Source organism: Trichocoleus desertorum ATA4-8-CV12, from assembly GCA_019358975.1.
GTDB classification, from domain to species: domain Bacteria; phylum Cyanobacteriota; class Cyanobacteriia; order FACHB-46; family FACHB-46; genus Trichocoleus; species Trichocoleus desertorum_A.
This window is the reverse complement of record JAHHIL010000021.1, coordinates 55,895-75,157: the sequence shown is the minus strand read 5'-3', so window position 1 is coordinate 75,157 and position 19,263 is coordinate 55,895. Positions and strand designations below refer to the sequence as shown.

At 48.4% G+C, this 19,263-nt stretch carries 9 protein-coding genes and 1 pseudogene; 8 read left to right on the top strand and 2 right to left on the bottom strand.

The genetic code is table 11. The features are described from left to right. The first annotated feature begins 218 nt into the window (after positions 1-218). The 3 genes and pseudogenes from KME12_15915 (at position 219) to KME12_15905 (ending at position 5,581) form a co-directional block, all read left to right on the top strand. A pseudogene (locus KME12_15915) lies at positions 219-538 on the top strand (cytochrome P450). Positions 539-723: 185 nt separating this feature from the next. Beyond that, positions 724-3,369, top strand: a complete 2,646-nt coding sequence (locus tag KME12_15910; protein MBW4489275.1) for a response regulator — start codon at positions 724-726, stop codon at positions 3,367-3,369. A 331-nt stretch (positions 3,370-3,700) separates the two neighbouring features. Beyond that, a complete protein-coding gene (locus KME12_15905) occupies positions 3,701-5,581 on the top strand; it encodes an EAL domain-containing protein (protein MBW4489274.1) in 1,881 nt (626 codons plus the stop codon). A 709-nt stretch (positions 5,582-6,290) separates the two neighbouring features. On the opposite strand, the gene KME12_15900 is transcribed toward KME12_15905, so the two are convergent. After that, positions 6,291-8,777 (bottom strand): ATP-dependent Clp protease ATP-binding subunit, encoded by a 2,487-nt coding sequence (locus KME12_15900; protein ID MBW4489273.1) that lies wholly within the window; start codon positions 8,775-8,777, stop codon positions 6,291-6,293. 370 nt (positions 8,778-9,147) lie between these two features. Between KME12_15900 and KME12_15895 the strand changes: the two genes are divergently transcribed. Then, positions 9,148-9,993 carry a PHP domain-containing protein gene (locus KME12_15895; GenBank protein MBW4489272.1) on the top strand — a complete coding sequence of 282 codons (846 nt, stop codon included), beginning with the start codon at positions 9,148-9,150 and terminating at the stop codon, positions 9,991-9,993. Between the two features lie 15 nt (positions 9,994-10,008). On the opposite strand, the gene KME12_15890 is transcribed toward KME12_15895, so the two are convergent. After that, positions 10,009-10,398 (bottom strand): SDR family NAD(P)-dependent oxidoreductase, encoded by a 390-nt coding sequence (locus tag KME12_15890; GenBank protein MBW4489271.1) that lies wholly within the window; start codon positions 10,396-10,398, stop codon positions 10,009-10,011. 615 nt (positions 10,399-11,013) lie between these two features. On the opposite strand from KME12_15890, the gene KME12_15885 reads away from it, so the two are divergent. The 4 genes from KME12_15885 to KME12_15870 all read left to right on the top strand — a co-directional run bounded on the left by KME12_15885 (position 11,014) and on the right by KME12_15870 (position 19,262). Continuing rightward, the gene (locus KME12_15885) at positions 11,014-12,720 is read left to right on the top strand and encodes a hypothetical protein (protein ID MBW4489270.1); all 1,707 of its coding nucleotides are present in this window, start codon (positions 11,014-11,016) and stop codon (positions 12,718-12,720) included. A gap of 99 nt (positions 12,721-12,819) precedes the next feature. Next, positions 12,820-13,392, top strand: coding sequence for a DUF11 domain-containing protein (locus KME12_15880; GenBank protein MBW4489269.1), 573 nt, complete (start codon positions 12,820-12,822; stop codon positions 13,390-13,392). Between the two features lie 99 nt (positions 13,393-13,491). Next, positions 13,492-15,105 carry a DUF11 domain-containing protein gene (locus tag KME12_15875; protein ID MBW4489268.1) on the top strand — a complete coding sequence of 538 codons (1,614 nt, stop codon included), beginning with the start codon at positions 13,492-13,494 and terminating at the stop codon, positions 15,103-15,105. A gap of 209 nt (positions 15,106-15,314) precedes the next feature. Beyond that, on the top strand, positions 15,315-19,262 hold the full coding sequence (locus KME12_15870; GenBank protein MBW4489267.1) for a TonB-dependent receptor: 3,948 nt from the start codon (positions 15,315-15,317) through the stop codon (positions 19,260-19,262). Position 19,263: the final 1 nt, after the last annotated feature.

Below are 19,263 nucleotides of genomic sequence, written 5' to 3'. Positions count from 1 at the left end.
AAGCTGGTCATTAAGAGGGCATCGTTGCTTGCTTCCGCGCAGCGGTACCCCCTTGATTACCGCTCCTATCCCCCTCACCGCCAAGCTATAGCCTTCGGCATGGCTGCACTAACGCTGTGGCGGGAGTCCCCCGGAGGTTGAGATGGCTCACCTGCCACTCCCTCCGGGTCGGATGGGATTACCCTTTTTGGGAGATTGCAGGAAGGAGAAGAACATAACATCGGCGGAACCGTCGCCTAATCATGGCAGCGCTTCATGGGCCTGCTTTGGTGCGTTATGTCAGTACGATAGAAGACATAACCTACCAATCTTTACAAAAGTGGGAACAAGCATCCAGTAACGACGGCAGAAACCTACAGATGACGTGCTCAGTTTGTTGATTCAAGCCAGAGATGAGGCAGGTAATAGCCTCAGCCTCAAAGAACTTAAAGACCAAGCTCTACTCATGCTACTTGCAAGGCACGAAACCACCACTTCTATGCTGACCTGGTTCTGCCTGGAACTCGGTCGCCATTCAGACATCCTAGAGCAAGCCTAAACAGAGCAGCGATCGCTCTTTAATTACTTTTTGATGTGACCAGAAACACAGGTAAACGTACCTAAAATGAGTGAATACCATGTCCTAGGATGGGAACTTTGAGAGAAAGCGCACAAAATAGTCTCAGATGCCTCAGCTCACCCCCATGATGCGCGACTTAGTGGCAGGAGATTGAAAGCAAAAGCATGGCTCGTACTTATGATTTAGGCTTAGTGGCGCTTCCCGTCGCGATCGCCATCCTACTGATTGGAGCTTTAGCTCTACTCCGCTTTTTTCTCAGTCGGCATTTCATGACTCAAAAAGTACGGGCACAAGCACGCCAAGAAAGTGAGAAACAGTTCCACCTGTTACTCGACGAAATGCATATAGGTGTCTTGCTGCTGAATGCCAAAGCTGAAGTTTTGACTCACAACCAAGCAGTCATTCACCTCTTAAACCTGTCATCTGACGATTTGGTAGGACAAACCTTTGGGATAAATTGGCCACTTCAACAAGTAGATGGCACTCCTTGTTGTGTCTCAGAGCTACCTGTACAGCAAGCGATCGCCCTAGGTCAGTCAATTCATGGGGTTGTCCTCATCACAGCACTTGGCAGCAAAAACCATCGCTGGTTATTGATCAATGTCGAGCTACAGACCTTAAAAACTGGACAGGTAGAGCGTGTCGTTTGCACCATTAACGACATCACCCAGCAAAAGCAAGCAGAGGCAGCTCTACAAGACACCTTAGAGCGGGAGCAAGCCAGTGCCAAAGTGATCCAGCGCATGCGTCAAACTCTGGATTTACCCAACATTTTTAAGGCTACAACTCAAGAGTTACGACAGGTCGTGGACTGCGATCGCACCTTAGTTTATCGGTTCAAGTCAGATTGGGGCGGAGAACTGGTGTCTGAATCTGTCGCTGCTGGATGGCAGGCTTTAGTATCCAGACAAAGCTTTCAGCCAGAGCTGACCCAAGTTGCCGTTGCCAATTCGGACTGCCAGGCTAGAAGCTTAAGCAGTAACGACGAACTGATTCAGGACACTTACTTACAGTCAACACAAGGGGGCATCTACCGCCAAGGTATCAGTTACCTCTCAATTACAGATGTTTATACCGCTGGCTTTGACCCCTGCTACCTCGGCCTCCTAGAGCGCTTTCAGGCCCGCGCCTATATCATCGTGCCCATCTTCTGCCGCAACCAACTTTGGGGCTTACTCGCCGCCTATCAAAATTCAGGCCCCCGTGAATGGGAAAGTGCCGAAATCAAAATGGTGGTGCAAATTGGCATTCAATTGGGAGTGGCCATTCAACAAGCTGAGCTACTCGCTCAAACTCAACAGCAGGCGCAAGAATTACAAGCTGCAAAAGAAGCCGCAGATAAAGCGAATCAAGCTAAAAGCGACTTTCTCGCCAACATGAGCCATGAGTTACGCACGCCTCTAAACGCGATCCTCGGTTTCACGCAATTGATGCATCACACATCGATCATCACATCCGAATACCAACAGTATTTAGACATTATTAGTCGTAGTGGCGAGCACCTCCTGGAACTCATCAATGACGTTCTGGAGATGTCGAAAATTGAGGCAGGACGGAGCACCCTGCATGAAACTAGCTTCGACCTGCATCGCTTGCTAGACAACCTCACCGAAATGCTACAGCTTAAAGCTCGCTCCAAAGGTTTGCAACTCACCTGCATCCGTACCACCGATGTGCCTCAATATGTGAAAACAGATGCTAGCAAGCTACGTCAAGTTCTGATCAATCTATTGGGCAATGCCATCAAATTTACGGATCGAGGCCATGTCACGCTCCAAGTCAGCACTAGTTCCAGCCAAGCTCTAAACGTTTCTCCGGAGAAACAGACCAACGGTACGCCCGAAGGGATGACTCATCTCACGTTTGTTGTCATAGATACGGGACCTGGGATCGCATCCCACGAGTTAAATCAATTGTTTGAAGCATTTGGCCAAACCGCAGCAGGCTTAAAGATAGCTGGCGGTACAGGCTTAGGGTTACCGATTAGCCAAAAGTTTGTACAACTCCTAGGGGGTGAGATTACAGTCAAAAGCCAGTTAAGCCGTGGCAGTATCTTTCACTTTGAGATTCCAGTGCAAACAGAAAAAAGTCGGCTGTTGGAGCCAAAAGCACTGAGTAGACGACAAATCAGCAGTATAGCTACAGGGCAGCCTATCTACCGCATCTTAGTGGTAGAAGACAGCACCACCAACCGATTTTTGCTAGTGCGGCTCCTCAGCAAGGTAGGCTTTGCCGTAGAAGCAGTAGAAAATGGCTATGAAGCTTTAGCAGTATGGGAGCGTTGGCAACCTGATCTCATCTTTATGGATATCCAAATGCCCGTGATGGACGGTTATGAGGCGACTAGACGGATTAAGCAGTCACCGTTAGGCCAAAAAACTGTAATTGTGGCACTCACCGCTAGTGCTTTTGAGGAGCAACGACAAGACATCCTCTTAGCAGGCTGTGATGATTTTGTCCGCAAGCCTTTTCGTAAAGAGGAACTCCTTGCTACGATCAGCCAACATCTAGGTGTGCAGTATAGCTACGAAGAACTGCCCCCGCCAGTCAACAGTGATGCTGCAACTACCCCAGTCTCTACAGCAGTTGATACTGCTCAACAAATTGCCTCCATGCCGCCAAATTGGTTGAGCCAGTTACATTATGCTGCCGCTCAATGCAGCGATCGCCTGATTGCAGAACTGATTCAAGAAATTCCCACCGAATTTGTTGCCCTAAAAAACACTCTCACAGACCTATCCGACAACTTCTATTTTGATCAAATTACAGCCTTAACTCAGTATGAAGAAAGCAAAGCCAAAGAGTACTAAGCCCCTTATTCAGTTGCGATCGCTCAATTTCTACCTCTAATTCCGGTTTTAAATCAGTTTGACTTTCCTTCTTTCGGGGAATACTGACTCATATTTGATTTTCTGGCTGAACGATTTGTCTCATCTTGTAGAGATAGTAAAGTTGAGGACTGCCCTGACTCAGAAATAAACTTAATATATGGAAACCCCTTAAAGTTCGCTAGATCAGATTAAGCATTCATCAAATTGATGAGTCTGCTAGTGAAATTACGCGCTACTTCTGTAATGATTTCTGATCATCACATCGCTTTTGTCAGCTAGCTATAGGAAAATGAGAAGGCAATAAATCTTCATGAATGTTAGCCAAGCTGAGCCTACCCCAGCAGACATCCTGGTCGTTGACGATACCCCAGAAAATCTACGCCTGCTCGCGACCATTTTGAGCAAAGAGGGGTATAACGTCCGCAAAGCCCTTAATGGCACAATGGCTCTGACTGCTGTGCAGACTGTCCAGCCAGACTTAATTTTGTTGGACATTATGATGCCAGAGATGGACGGATATGAAGTTTGCCATCATCTCAAAGCAAATTCGCAAACAGCTAGAGTTCCTGTGATTTTTTTAAGTGCTTTGAATGAGGGGCTTGATAAAGCAAAGGCATTTGATGTTGGGGGCGCAGACTACATTACAAAACCTTTTCAGGTGCAGGAAGTTTTAGCGAGAGTGCAAAATCAACTCGCGCTAAGAGCATCTGAACTAAAGAATGAGGAGCTGAATACCCAATTAGAAGCCAGGGTAAAAGAACGCACCTATCAGCTAGAAATTGCTAACCAAGAGTTGCAGCAGCAGGTCTATGAGCGCCAACAACTTCAAGCTAAACTGCTCAAAATGGCGCTGCACGATGCCCTGACAGATTTACCCAATCGAGCTTTATTCATGGAACGGCTGGTGCAGGCCCTCCGACAAGCGAAGGCAGAAGCAGATGATCAATTTGCGGTTTTGTTTCTGGACTGCGATCGCTTCAAGGTCGTCAATGATTCTTTGGGGCACTTGGTCGGGGATGAATTACTGGTGGCGATCGCTCGTCGGCTAGAGCAATGTCTCAGACCTCACCATACCCTGGCTCGCTTAGGGGGAGATGAGTTTGCCATTCTTCTGACAAATATTACTAACCTCGATAGTGCTACTCAAGTCGCTGATCAGATCCTAAACGCCTTAGCCCATCCGTTTAAGCTAGCAAGGTATGAAGTGTTTATCAACGCCAGCATTGGCATTACCCTCAACCATGCTGAACACAAGCAACCTGAGCACTTGCTACGAGACGCAGACACCGCCATGTACCGAGCCAAGGCACTGGGAAGAGGGCAATATCAAGTCTTTGATCCCATGATGCATACCAAAGCACTGCAGCTCTTACATCTGGAAACTGACCTGCGCCGAGCCATTCAACAGCAAGAGTTTGTGGTGCATTACCAACCCATTGTGGCACTGCATAACCACCGCTTAATAGGGTTTGAAGCTTTGGTTCGTTGGCAACACCCTCAGCAGGGTCTACTATCACCCGCCACATTTATTCCCATTGCAGAAGAAACAGGTTTAATTACTCAGATTGGCTATTGGGTGTTGCGAGAAGCATGCCAGCAGCTCTGTCAGTGGCAAGCAAACAGTTTACCCGACTTGGCTCTCTCAATCAGTGTTAATTTGTCAGCTCGACAGGTCGCTCAGCCAGATTTGGTTGAGCAAATTGATCAAATTCTGGCCGACACCCAAGTTAATCCTCAAGCTTTAAAGCTGGAGATTACCGAAAGTGTGATTATGGAAAATCCTCAATCAGCCAGTGTGATGTTTCAAGAGCTGCGAGAACGGCAAATTCAGCTCAGCATTGACGACTTTGGCACAGGATATTCTTCTCTGAGCTACTTACACTCTTTTCCGATCAATATCCTCAAAATTGATCGTTCGTTTGTGCAGCGGCTGGCAGACGGCTCCGAAGGTTCAGGGTTGGTGCCTCTGATCATCAACATTGCTCATTCATTAGGGCTAACTGTTGTAGCTGAGGGCATCGAAACCACTGAACAGCTCGCTCAACTCAAGGCGCTTGGTTGTGACTTTGGGCAGGGCTATCTGTTTTCTAAACCTGTAGCAGTCGAACAAGCCGCTGAGCTGATTGCCTCAACTCCTCCCTGGCTTGATTTGAATCCAAACTCAGTCCCCCTCGCCAAAACCATTTGGTAGCGATTTGATTGTATTTTTCTCACTAATACCTATCGCTGAGGAATTGACGGCTGAGGAAACTTTAAGCATAGGAAGGCTGGTCTAGGGCTCTAATCGTTTTTGCCATATTCATTACTATGCGCTTTATACCAGGGTCTTTAACTGTGCTTACTCTCCTTCTTACGACGACTACAACTTCCTCATTAGCCCAATCAAAATTAGCCCTACCAAACAAAGCTCAGGCTTGTAGAGATCTCAGCCAGTTGCAAGAACCAGTGATCACATTTGGACAAGAAACCGACCAGACGCATTCTTTGAGACAAATTTACTCACAGGGCCAAGTTGCTATACTTCACTCCAGTCCTACACCACGTCTACCGCTTACATCTAAACCAGAAGTTTTACTTGAGGCAACACCCATTTCACCCTTAACAGTGAAAACACTGGTATTCCTCGCTAACACTAAGGGATTTTGGGACTTACCCAGTTCTGATAATGCTAGCCCTATGGATGCGAAGGGATTTCTTCTTCCAAGAAACAAAACTTTTATAACGATTCATCTTCCTTGCCAAAGTCGCACCGTTGCTTTCAAAATTGGTACAGCCCCTCAGCAATTCACTGAACTATACTCACTTCTGCAAGATTTAATCCGTGAGTAAGTTTATCAACACAAAAAAGCCCCTGATTATAAAACCAGGGACTTGAGTTAAGACTTTTAAGCTAAAAAACTCTATGCGATCGCGGGGATCAAGGCAGCTTGTGCCTCCGGATGGACTTGCACCTGCCCGTCTTCATCGACATCGACCATTGCGATCGCGCCACTATAGATGCGGCCTGACAAAATTGCTTCTGCCAAGGCATCTTCTAGCAGGCGAGTAATGGTTCGACGCAGCGATCGCGCGCCGTAGCTGGGGTTGTAGCCTTCCACTACTAAGCGATCTTTCATCCGCTCTGTGATTTGCAGGGTAATGCCCTGTTCCTCGCTGAGGCGGTTGGAGAGTTCGCGCACCATCAGATCCGCAATTTGCTTCACTTCCTCACGGGTGAGTTGACGGAAGACGATAATCTCATCCAAACGATTGAGCAATTCCGGACGGAAGAACTGCTTTAGTTCCTCATTCAGGAGCGATCGCACGCGATTGTACTGCGCTTCGGCTTGAGTCTCGGTTGCGAGATCGAAGCCAAGACCACCACCACCTTTCTCAATGACGCGAGAACCGATATTAGAAGTCAAGATCAACAGCGTGTTCTTGAAGTCTACGGTGCGGCCTTGAGCGTCAGTCAAGCGACCATCTTCGAGAATCTGCAACAACAGGTTGAAGACATCGGGATGAGCTTTCTCGATTTCGTCAAATAGCACGACCGTGTAAGGCCGACGACGCACTGCTTCGGTGAGCTGACCGCCTTCGTCATAACCGACGTAGCCCGGAGGAGAACCAACCAACTTGGAGACGGTATGGCGCTCCATGTACTCGGACATGTCGAGGCGAATCATCGCGTCTTCGGAGCTGAAGAAATAGGCAGCTAGAGCCTTGGTCAGTTCTGTCTTACCCACTCCAGTAGGGCCAGAGAAGATAAAGCTCGCGATCGGACGATTGGGGTCCTTGAGACCTACCCGTGCCCGACGGATGGCGCGAGACACTGCTGTTACTGCTTCTTCTTGACCAATTAAGCGCTGGTGCAGCGTATCTTCTAAGTGCAACAGCAACTCTGATTCAGACTCAGTGAGCTTATTGACGGGTACTCCTGTCCAAGAAGCCACAATCTGGGCAATATCTTCCTCATCGACCACAGGCCGATTGGCTAGAGTCTTGCTGACTTGTTGCTCAGAGGCAGTAGTCGCTTTAATTTGAGCTTCTAGCTCTAGCTCGCGATCGCGCAGATGACCCGCTTGGTCAAAGTCCTGAGCTGCAACAGCCGCATCTTTGTCTTGAGTCACTTGGCGCAACTCTTGCTTCAACGCTTTGGTGGCAGAAGTCTTTGAGTGGCTCAAGCGCACTCGTGACCCTGCTTCATCAATTAGGTCAATCGCTTTATCGGGCAAGAAGCGATCGGAGATGTAACGATCGGAGAGCTTAGCCGCTGCTTCTAGAGCTAGATCAGCAATTGCGACTTTATGGTGCTGCTCATAGCGATCGCGCAGTCCGTGCAGAATCTCAATGGTTTCATCCACAGACGGCTCACCCACCATAATCGGCTGGAAGCGACGCTCTAGGGCAGCATCTTTCTCAATGTGCTTGCGGTATTCATCTAGAGTGGTAGCACCAATACACTGGAACTCACCACGAGCCAGGGCAGGCTTGAGCAAGTTAGCAGCATCCATGCCACCTTCAACTCCACCTGCACCCACCAGGGTGTGAATCTCGTCAATCACGAGAATGACGTTGCCCGCTTGCCGCACTTCCTCCACAATGTTCTTGAGGCGCTCTTCAAAATCTCCGCGATAACGAGTCCCAGAGACTAAAGAACCCATACTCAAGCTGATCACCTGCTTGCCAAACAGCGTATCGGGCACAGCATGATCGGAAATACGTTGCGCTAGACCTTCAGCGATCGCAGTCTTACCAACCCCAGGTTCACCAATGAGAACCGGGTTATTTTTGGTGCGACGACCCAAAATCTGCACCGCTCGATCAATTTCTTTCTGGCGACCGATCATCGGGTCCAGTTTGCCATCGATTGCCATTTGAGTCAGATTGGTACCAAACTCTTCTAAGTTGCGGAGCTTGCTAGGACGCTTGCCACTGTCACGCTCTTGTGGGCGAGTTGCCGAAACAGTTGCGACATCATTAACGGATTGCAGCACTCGCGATCGCACTTCATCTTTGTCGATGTTCAAGCGCTCTAGAACTTTAACCGCAACTCCTTCACCATCACGGATTAAGCCCAGTAATAAGTGCTCAGGGCCGATGTAGTTGTGTCCCAACTGGCGAGCTTCTGCCAGAGCGGCTTCAAATACACGCTTGACTTTGGGGGTAAAGGGCAGTTCAGCTGGTACGAAGCCAGACCCCCGACCAATAATCTTTTCAACTTCAATCCGAGCATCTTTAAGACTGACACCCAGGTGTAGCAGAACTTTAGCTGCAACTCCTGTCTTTTCGCCAATCAGTCCTAGGAGAATTTGCTCGGTTCCCACGAGGTTGTGTCCCAGGCGACGCGCCTCTTCCTGGGATAGCATCACTGCCTTAATGGCCTTCTCTGTAAAAAGTTCGAACATGGTGAGTTTCCCTTACCGAGCGATTTCGGCTGCAAATAAAACGGCTGCACCGAGCAGTCCAGTAGATGGTTTAGCAGGGCTAGGAATAGTCAATGTCAAGGTCAGCATCTACTAACGCTCCAGTCACTCAGCCAGTAATCCAACAGGCAATCACCTCCAAGAAAGCAGCCTGTATGAACTTTTGTTGATTTCCTTAGACTTACTGTAACGCTCCCTTCCCCCTTTAGTGGTGAGGAGAACCGAAGTCCTAGCGGGTAGTTGCCGCCTATTGTCGTCGTGCCAGGTCTATCTAGAGAACGTTATACTCAGCGATCGCCATCCCCTGCCCCTTTATTAGCCCTTGACGGCTCATTTAGCTCACAATAGAAACATGCTCGAACTACATTGCCACACCACTTACTCCGACGGCACCCTCACCCCTACAGAACTGGTGGAGCTAGCTGCTAGAAAGGGAGTCCAAGCGTTAGCGATTACCGATCACGACACCTTAGGGGGTTGGGATGAAGCCTTCGCTACGGCTAGTGCCCATGACTTAGAAATTGTGCCTGGGTTAGAACTCAGCACAGTTCAGAGCGATCGCTCTCTGCATATTCTGGGTTTTTACCCCGATCGCGACAAATTAGAAGCACCTTTGACGGAGCGTTTAGCGGGTCGCAAGCGGCGAGCAGACAAAATGGTGGCAAAGCTAGCCGAACTAGGCTACCCAATTCAGCTCCCCCAGCTGGGTGCAGGCATGGCCCCTGGCCGTCCCCACATCGCGACAGCCCTAGTCAAAGCTGGACATGTGCCATCCACCAGAGAAGCATTCGATCGTTGGCTAGGCGATGACAAGCCCGCCTATGAGCATTACGAGAAATTCTCCGCGATCGATGGCATTCAGTTATTACGGTCGTGTGATGCCGTTCCTGTGTGGGCACACCCTTACCTGTTCCGGGGCGGAGAAGTAGAAGAAACATTACCCGGATTAGTCGCAGCGGGTCTGATGGGCATAGAAGTGTATCATCCGAACCACAGCCTGAAGCAATCAAGAAAGCTAGAGAAGCTCTGTATTCAGTATGGGTTGTTGATGAGCGGTGGCAGTGACTTTCATGGCCCCCATCCCGACAGCAAGCATTCAGACAACACATCCTTAAATAGCTTGCGGATCTCCCTCTCTCTACTGCAACCAATCAAGCAAGCTGCATCAAATCTCCGCCAAGCAAAAGAGTTGAAGTAGGAGTGAGCGATCGCCCTACCCTCGGAGCGTATCAAAGAATCCTTGCATGGCATGTTTACTCGCCACATATCCCGATCGCGTGGGAACTCCCTGCTTGCCGCACAAAGAGGAGATCGCCACTAACAATCCTTTGCTGGCCTTCAGGTGAGGGAGAGCATAGTAAGTACAGTAGACTGCGCCTAAATAGCTGACTCGCATCACCTGCTCAAAAATAGAGAGATCTGTAACCTCTTTGAATCGAGCGATCGCGCCAATTCCAGCATTGTTCACCAGGATATCTATTCCGCCAAACTGCCGAACAGATTCATCAATTAAACGTTTGCAAGCATTCGGATCAGTTACATCCGTTGGTACTGCGATCGCTTGCCTTTCAAGAACATCTAAAGGCATCCTACTCTGCGACATCCTAATTAGTTAAGTTCTGCATCTAGAAATTGCAACCCAAAACAAGTTTATTGAAATTAGAACAGTAGAATCACGGACTTCTTGAGTTTAATCACAAGATTGGTGATATTCAAAGAGCTAGAAATACTTAAGATTAGTTATTCATGTGGTTCACAAATTAACAACAAATTAACAGTAATAGTAGCTTCACTATTTATTCCTTGAAGTCTCAAAGCGCAATTAAGAAAATCCTCATTTACACTGATCCTGATTCCCAAAACTCCTGCATTTACAGAGTTGCAGCCAATTCACAAGCTTTGCACACTGTGCTGATAAGACATGCGCTATTCTGCTGAACCATTTTTTTAGTTTACAGCGAATACTAGTTTTCAAGGTTCTTAGAAAACAAGAAACCGAGTTGGTGGTTCTACTTAACAGTTCAGTCTATCTCTATAAAGTTGGTGCGAATTACTGATATTTAAATCCCAGTATTCTGGCTAACTGTTAATAACAACTCTACTCAAAGCTTGTAAATAAGAGAGTAAGATTCCAGCTTTCCAAGGTTCCCATAGTCTTCTAGATCCTGGGCAAAAGGATTAGTCAAAGTAATACAAGAGGCATTATCCAGTGAAAATAGTGAAGTCGAACAACAGAACTAGCGTCAAGCCCAAATTCAGCTACCGCTCCCTAGTTGCAGGATTGTTCATTGCAGGTGGTGTGTTTCAACTGGTTACTCCGGTTTTAGCGGCTCCAGCGGCAAACACAACCATCAGCAACACAGCAACCGCCAGCTATACAGACCCAAGCACTGGCACGACTCTCAGCGCGACCTCCAACACCGTCACGGTTACTGTAGCTGAGGTTGCAGGTATTGATGTTAGCCCTCTTAACACCCCTGGCTCCGCTCAACCTGGTGGCACGCTTAACTACGACTTCAAGATCACCAACACTGGTAATGACCCCACTCGGTTCGTATTACCTAGTACTGCAACCATTACGGGTACAGGTGTAGCGGGTGCTTCTATCAGCCAGATCATCACCGCTGGTGTAGATGGCATACTTGGAAACGCAGATGACCAAACTATCCCTGTCGGTGGTGCTCCACTGCTGACTAGCTCGGTTGCAGCTAATGGGATTGTCAATGTCCGGGTTGTGCTGGCGATCGCTGCTAACGCTGCTCCTGGAACAGTTACGGTGGAATATGGTAAATCTCTTGATCCTACCAGCACTAACCAAGCATATGCGGCTAATGGAACTGGCAATGGTGCCTTAGATATTTACACCAATGACAACACTGATCCGAGTACTGTGACTGGTGAAGTTGCAGGTGCCCCTGTCAACCTTACGCGTGAAGATAGCGCTACCTTAGATGGTGTGATCGGCAACGTGGCAGGTGTCCTGAATGGTACCAATGGCAACCCAGCCGCTACAGGTGATGGCGTCAATAACAACACTGACTTCACTAACATGGCTGTGGCACCAACCGACAGCAAACCGGGTAGCACTGCTAATGACCCAGGTGCAGTCACATTTACCAATACACTCAGCAACACTGGTAATGCCCCTGCCACCTTCCTGTTACGGCCTGATGCACCGGGTAGCACTATACCTACTGGAACCACGGCAACTATTACTGCCGGTGGCACTTCTGCAACTTTTACCTGGAATGGTACTGCTTGGACAGGTACCCCAGTTTCTGTAAGCGTCACTCCTGGAACGCCCGTCAACTATACAGTCGCTGTAAATTTACCTGCTGGCACTAAGCTCTCCACTGATCTCACAACTCCAGGTGATCTCACAACTCCTACTGCTACTGTAGTTGGCGGCTATGCAGTTCCTATCCTCGCTTTTGTAGATGCTAACAAAGATGGAATTGTCCAGGTAACAGAACCTCAAAACCTCACTACCGAGCGTACGTATCTAGGTTATGTGGCGATGTACAAAGAAGCTCAAATCCTAGAAACTGATGGCACCACCGTTGTTCAGCCTTTCACAACAGATGCGATCGCTCTCACAGGAAAACTAACACCAGGACGCATCGTCGAGTACCGGATTTCCTACAAAAACATTTCTGAGGCTGCTGCGGCCACAACAGGTAGTTCCATTCTCAATGCCACCAATCTCCAAATTGTAGAGGATGGTATCACAGGTGGTAATAACTGGGCGCTCGACCAAGATGTGAATGGCATTATGGATACGGCCCACGTATCTGCTACCGATGCTGGTGGAACAGTGGTTACAACGGGTACTGCTCCTGATGTCACCAAGTATGTAGACACCGTTTCTTCCCTGGCACCTGGTGCATCTGGCAAGCTCAACGTTCAGCGCAAGATGAGCAACTAAGCGCATTAGTCAAGATTGGGGCACTTTAAGTGGGGTGTCCCAATCTCCTTACCTCTCCCCCTTTTGTACAAGTCCATCACACTACTGCGAGAATTAACTATGAAACGCTCCTCTCTCATCGGTTTAAGTGCGATCGCCCTCGTTGCCTCCGTCCCCTTCGTTAATGAACTACCCGTATCTGCTAGCTGGTTAAATCCAGTCAACAAGATTGCGCAAAACAATCAACGCCAAGCCCAAATGCAGTTGGTTCTCAGCGCTGACAAAAAAGTGGTGCAAAAGGATCAACAAGGTAAAGAGAAGGTCACCTGGGAAGCGCTAAAAGGTAACGTGACAGTGCAACCAGGTGATGTGCTTCGCTACACCTTGACTGGCGAAAACAAGAGCGATCGCCCTGTCAAAGACCTCAAGCTAAATCAACCTGTGCCTCAGGGTATGGCTTATGTCATGAGTTCGGCTGCAATTAGTCCCAATGCTGGCACTCAAATCACCTACAGCATTGACCAAGGTAAGAGTTTTGTGGCTCAACCCAAAGTGTCAGTTAAGCAAGCAGATGGCAAAGTCGTTATGAAGCCTGCCCCCGCAGAAGCTTACACCAACATCCGTTGGATGATTGGCTCGGCAGTGGGTGCCAAAAGCACAGTGAAAGCGACCTACCAAGTGAAAGTTCGCTAATCAAAGCTTGAGGGCGATCGCTCTACACCTTTAGATTCGCCCTCAAATTTCTCTTTTTATCTTTCTTATTTACAGCTTTTAAGTTATTCCATATCACCAATGAGCAGTCAGAAAAGCTTGAATCTGGCTGCGCAGGGATGCTTGTGCCTTTGCGATCGCTACCCCTTTTGGGCCAACAAGGAGATCTGTTCCGTGATTCCACTTCCCACAAAACACCTATCATTACTTAAAAATTGGAGCCAGTGGGCAGTTGCGATCGCGGTAGCAAGCAGCTTACAACATTCACTACCTGTTTTGGCTAAAGGCGTTACAACAGTTCAGCTCTCTAACCAGGCAACCTACACCTACACTGACTCTATTACTCAACAAACCTTTCAAGGAGCTTCTGTCTCAGTTAGTAACAGCATTGAACGCTTAGTTGATCCGTTTGGTCATATCCGGGGCTGTGCTGGAGAGGTGCTGAGTAGCTATGAAGGTTTCAGTGTCGGAGTTTATGAAACCAATCCCGGCGATCCAACAGGTGCTAGCTTGAGTGGTTTAGTATCCCTCACCAAAACTGAGCTACCTGACATTGTCAACAACAGTATCCCTGCTGGTATTGCGCCTAATAGTGAAAATAATAATCCTTTCTTTTTTAGCAATAGCGACGAAGGAACCTACAACTTTCTCCTCAATCCTGCGAGAGGGCAGTTAGATGTAGGTAAAGCCTATATTCTTGTGATTAATCCACCAGAAAATGGTGGTTATAACCAACGCCGCATCCGCCTCACCATTACTGCTCGCACCAGTAATACCGTCTCCTACACCGCTACATCATTAGATGGCAAACCCATCAGTAGCACGGATAACCGCTCCTCTGTTACTGAGACTATCAATATTCAGAATGCTGAAGGTGCAGGCTTAGTCTTAGCACTACTTGATATTGATATTGATGTCTGTCAGTCTCAAGGCGTCCAAATTATTAAAACAGGCGATCGCGCAGCAGCAGAGCCAGGAGATACCGTTATCTATCGGCTCTCAATCAAGAATTTGGCGACTGCGGCGATCGACAACTTAGTGATTACAGATACTCTCCCAGCTGGTTTTAACTTCTTGCCTGACTCAGTTCGCGCTGAAATTGCCAATCAATCGGTTGCAGTCACCACAAACCGGAATGGCTCAACCGTCACCTTCCAACCCAATGTCTCTTTACCACCTCAGAGTGACAATCAAAACGCGGTTTTGAACATTGCTTACGCTGCTGTTCTTACGCCTGATGCAGTGCGTGGTACAGGGCTTAACTCTGCGGTTGTTAGTGGCGATCGCATAGATAATCGCCAGGGTGTGAAGGATGGCCCTGCCACTCATCGCCTCCGCATTCGTTCTGGTATTTTGTCTGATTGCGGCACCATTATTGGTCGTGTCTTTGTAGACAAAAACTTTGATGGCGAACAACAACGCGGTGAACCTGGTGTTCCCAATGCTGTCGTGTTCATGGATGATGGCAATCGCATCACCACTGATCCCAATGGCTTGTTCTCCGTCTCCAATGTGATCTCTGGTTATCGCACGGGGGTACTAGACCTCACAAGCGTTTCTGGTTATACCTTTGCTCCCAACCTTTATGTCAAAGAGCGTAATAGCCAGTCTCGTCTAGTGCATCTAGAACCGGGTGGGTTAGTCCGAATGAACTTCGCAGTGACTCCAGCGTCCAGCGAGACCAAAACCCCGTGAATCTACTACTGCTCTCGCAGGGATAAGTTAAAAGGCTTACAACAGTCCAGTAAAACAGCGCAAGTGTTTAGCAGGCTCAAATCTTATCTTAAGGATATCCAGTTTTTCCTACCGCACATAGCCGGGTTTCTCAGCCTGAACAGCTTCTAGTTATCAGCTAGCTCTGTAGGAAATCTTTTTTTACTAACCTCCATTAGCTGAGACAAAAGATGACTACGAAGCCTACAGGTTCTAAAATTAACGCTCTAAAGCTTAGTTTGCTCGGAGCTATCACAGGAACTGTAGGTCTAAGTTGGTCTCCTCTTGCTGTTCAGGCAAGCACAGAACTGGAGCTTTCCCTTCCAGAGTCATCTACGTTACAGCCAGTTACTATTTCTTCAGGTAACGAAGCGCTTCACTCTCTAATCTTCTTACCTCAATTATCAGATAACTTAATTACGGCTCAAGCGATCGCTCCTGAAGCAACTCAGCAACTACAGACGATTGACGCTGCTACTGCTGGCTTGGAAACCGTAAGCAGCGCGACTGATTTACTACAATCCTCTGTCACTAATACTCCTGAGGTTAGTTCAGATTCTGCGGCGGCTGAGACCACTCCAACCTCACCAGCCACCACTTCTCCCAGTGAAGTTTCACCAGTTCCAGAAGGTACTACCGCTTCCACAGTAGACAGTGCTGATAAGACTCAGCCAGCAGTTGAGAACGCTCCTGCTGTGACACCTACCCCTGAAGCAACCCTTGAGAATGCCAGCCTTGCTGTTCCTGTAGCTCCTACAGAAGCCAAAGTTCTCACGCCTACTACCAACACAGTTCTAGATATCCCTGCCACGACAGTTATTCTTCAGTTTGTGGAAGGCACGCAAGTAGAACTACAAGCAAATGGAGTTACTGTCAGCAGTACCTTAGTAGGTCGTACAGAAACAGATACCAAAACTCGGATCATTACTCAAACTTGGTATGGTGTGCCCTTGAAGGAGGGAGACAATACCATTACCGCTCAGCCTACTGCCAATGGCGTTGCTGGCATCCCCGTAGTAGTTCAAGTACAAGTTCGAGGTAGCGCCACTCAACTGAGTATACAGACGGTTGAGACTCGTATCCCTGCGGATAGCCGTTCTACCGCTACAGTACAAGGGCAATTACTCGATGGCAAAGGTAACCGTTCCAATCGAGATGCGATCGTTACTTTAAGTACCAGTGCTGGAGAATTCGTTGGCGCAGATGCTAAAACCGACGAGCCTGGGTTTCAGGCACAAGCTCGGCAAGGCCAGTTTACAGCCAATCTACGCTCTAGCTTGCAAGCTCAAACAGTAACAGTCCGGGCCAATATTGGTGAGTTAGAAGCTTTTACTCAACTTCAGTTTGAAACGAACCTCCGTCCCTCGATCGCAACGGGTGTAATTGATGTACGGTTGGGCAGACGAGGCAGCGACTACTACGGCAGCTTCCGGGACTATCTCCCTCCGGATGGCGATAACTCTACAGAACTAGATGTACGTGGGTCTGTGTTTGCCACTGGTAAGGTAGGTGATTGGCTGTTTACTGGAGCCTATAACAGCGATCGCAACCTCAACCAAACCTGTGATGCTAACAGCCGCCTGTACCGAGATACTCAGTTTTGTGAGCAGAACTATCCTGTATACGGCGACAGTTCTCGTGTTGATAACCTGACCCCCTCCAAAGATAGCCTCTACTTGCGGGTTGAGCGTTCCGCTAAAATTGCAGGTGCCGCTCCCGACTATGCAATGTGGGGCGACTATAACACGAACGAGTTTTCTACCAAGTCTCAGCAATTCACCGCTTTCACTCGTCAATTGCATGGCTTCAAAGCCAATTACAATTTAGGCGACCTGCAAGTGACTGGCTTCTACGGCAACAATGTCGAAGGCTTCCAAAGAGATACGATCGCACCCGATGGCACCAGTGGTTACTACTTTCTCTCTCGTCGCTTGTTGGTTCCAGGCAGTGAGAATGTTTTTATTGAGCTGGAAGAGCTAAATCGTCCTGGCACAGTGCTCGATCGCCAGTCCCTCAATCGTGGACCTGACTACGACATTGATTACGATCGCGGCTCTGTGATTTTTCGCAAACCTATTCTCCGGACTGATATTGGGGATGAGGGTGAAGTATTAGTTCGCCGGATCGTTGTTACCTACCAATATGAAGGTCAGGGCACCAGTAACATCTATGGTGGTCGGGTTCAGTATCACTTAGACCGTACTCTCAACCATGAAAGTTGGCTCGGTGCCACTTATCTCAAAGAAAATCAAGGTGTGCGGGATTTTGAACTCTATGGAGCGGATGCCCTGATCAACTTAGGTTCCAAGGGACAACTGATCGCAGAATACGCCCATTCTAAAAACGACTCTGAAGTCATGGGCAAGGTAAGCGGCTCTGCCTACCGTTTGGAAGCTCAGGGAGAAATCGCTAAAGGGATTCAAGGCCGAGCTTATTACCGTGTGGCTGACCCAGGATTTGCCAATGATGCCACGATTAGCTTTGTCCCTGGTCAAACTCGCTACGGCGCTCAAGTCACAGGTAAACTTTCCGATACTACCAACCTCCGAGCGCAGTACGACCATGAAGATAACTATGGTGTTGCGCCCCGTCCCCTTGACACCTTAGAAGATTTGTTCGCACCGCGCTCTACTGCAATCCCGGGTAGCCAAGTAGATAACTCTCTCACTACTATCTCAGCTGGAATCCAACAAAAAATTGGTAAAGCTGACCTGACCGTAGATTGGATTCATCGCGATCGCGAAGATCGTCTTTATTCTGACCTGAGCGGCACTTCTGATCAATTACGTTCTCGCGTCACGGTTCCTCTCGCTAGTAACCTCACCTTTCTAGCTCAAAATGAGATGACGCTTTCTAGCAAGGTAGATAGCATTTATAACGATCGCACCCTTGTCGGCCTAGATTGGAAGCCAATGCCTGGTATAGATGTGCGTCTGGCCCAGCAGTTTTTTACCCGTGGTCAATATGCTGGCAATTCCATCACCAGCTTGGATGTCAACGGCTCCTACAAGCTGGGTTCTGACACTACATTAACCGGACGGTATTCTCTGTTGGGTGGTGCTGACGGCATGCAGATGCAAGGTGCATTGGGCCTGAATCAGCGCTGGAATATTGCTCCGGGTCTCCGCATGGATTTAGCTTACGAGCATGTGTTTGGCAACTACTCTCGCCGCACAGCTGCGGGTTCTCAGTTTCTCCAACCCTTTGCAACAGGCCAAAGTGCTTCCTCCTTAGCCTTGGCTTCTGGAGATAGCTACAGTGTTGGCTTAGAATACACCGATAATCCTAAGTTTCAAGCGAGTGCCCGTTACGAGCACCGCTCCTCCTCAGAGGGCAGCAATACTGTGATCTCCGCTGCTGCTACAGGTAAGATTACTCCTTCTCTCACGGCTTTAGTCCGCTACCACCAAGCCAGTGCTGCCAATCAAAAACTGTCAGACTTAGGAGACACCAAAGATCTGAAAGTAGGATTGGCCTACCGTGACATTCATAGCGACAAGTTCAATGCTCTACTGCGTTATGAGTATCGGAAAAATCCTTCTACGATTCCTGATTCTCTTCTGTTAGGTAATGGCACTGGTTCTGAAGAGCATCTATTTGCGGCAGAAGCGATTTATGCTCCTAACTGGCGCTGGGAATTCTATGGTAAATACGCCTTCCGTCACAGTTCTACCTACCTAGCCAAAGATTTAGTCGGTACTAGCAGCGTCTCCCTTGCCCAACTCCGAGCTACCTATCGATTGGGCTACAGCTGGGATGTCGTCGGAGAAGCCCGCTGGATTAATCAACCCAATACAGGGTATAGCGAAACTGGGTTTAACATTGAGGCGGGCTACTATATGACTCCCAACCTCCGCCTAGCAGCTGGCTACGGATTTGGACATGCTAGCGATCGCGACTTTAGTGGTTCTCGCTCGATTGATGGTCCTTATCTTGGTTTAACAGTCAAGCTGAATGAATTGTTCGATGGCTTTGGTTTACAGAAAGCACCTCGACCTCAGCAAGAGCCCAAAACTAAGCCAGTTGCCTCACATTCTTCCAGTCATTTAGCGCATGCAACTGCAACCACGGAAGCAACATCTACAACATCCGAATTAGTTCCAACTGCATCTGCAACTGTTAGTGGTCGTGGGGAATGAT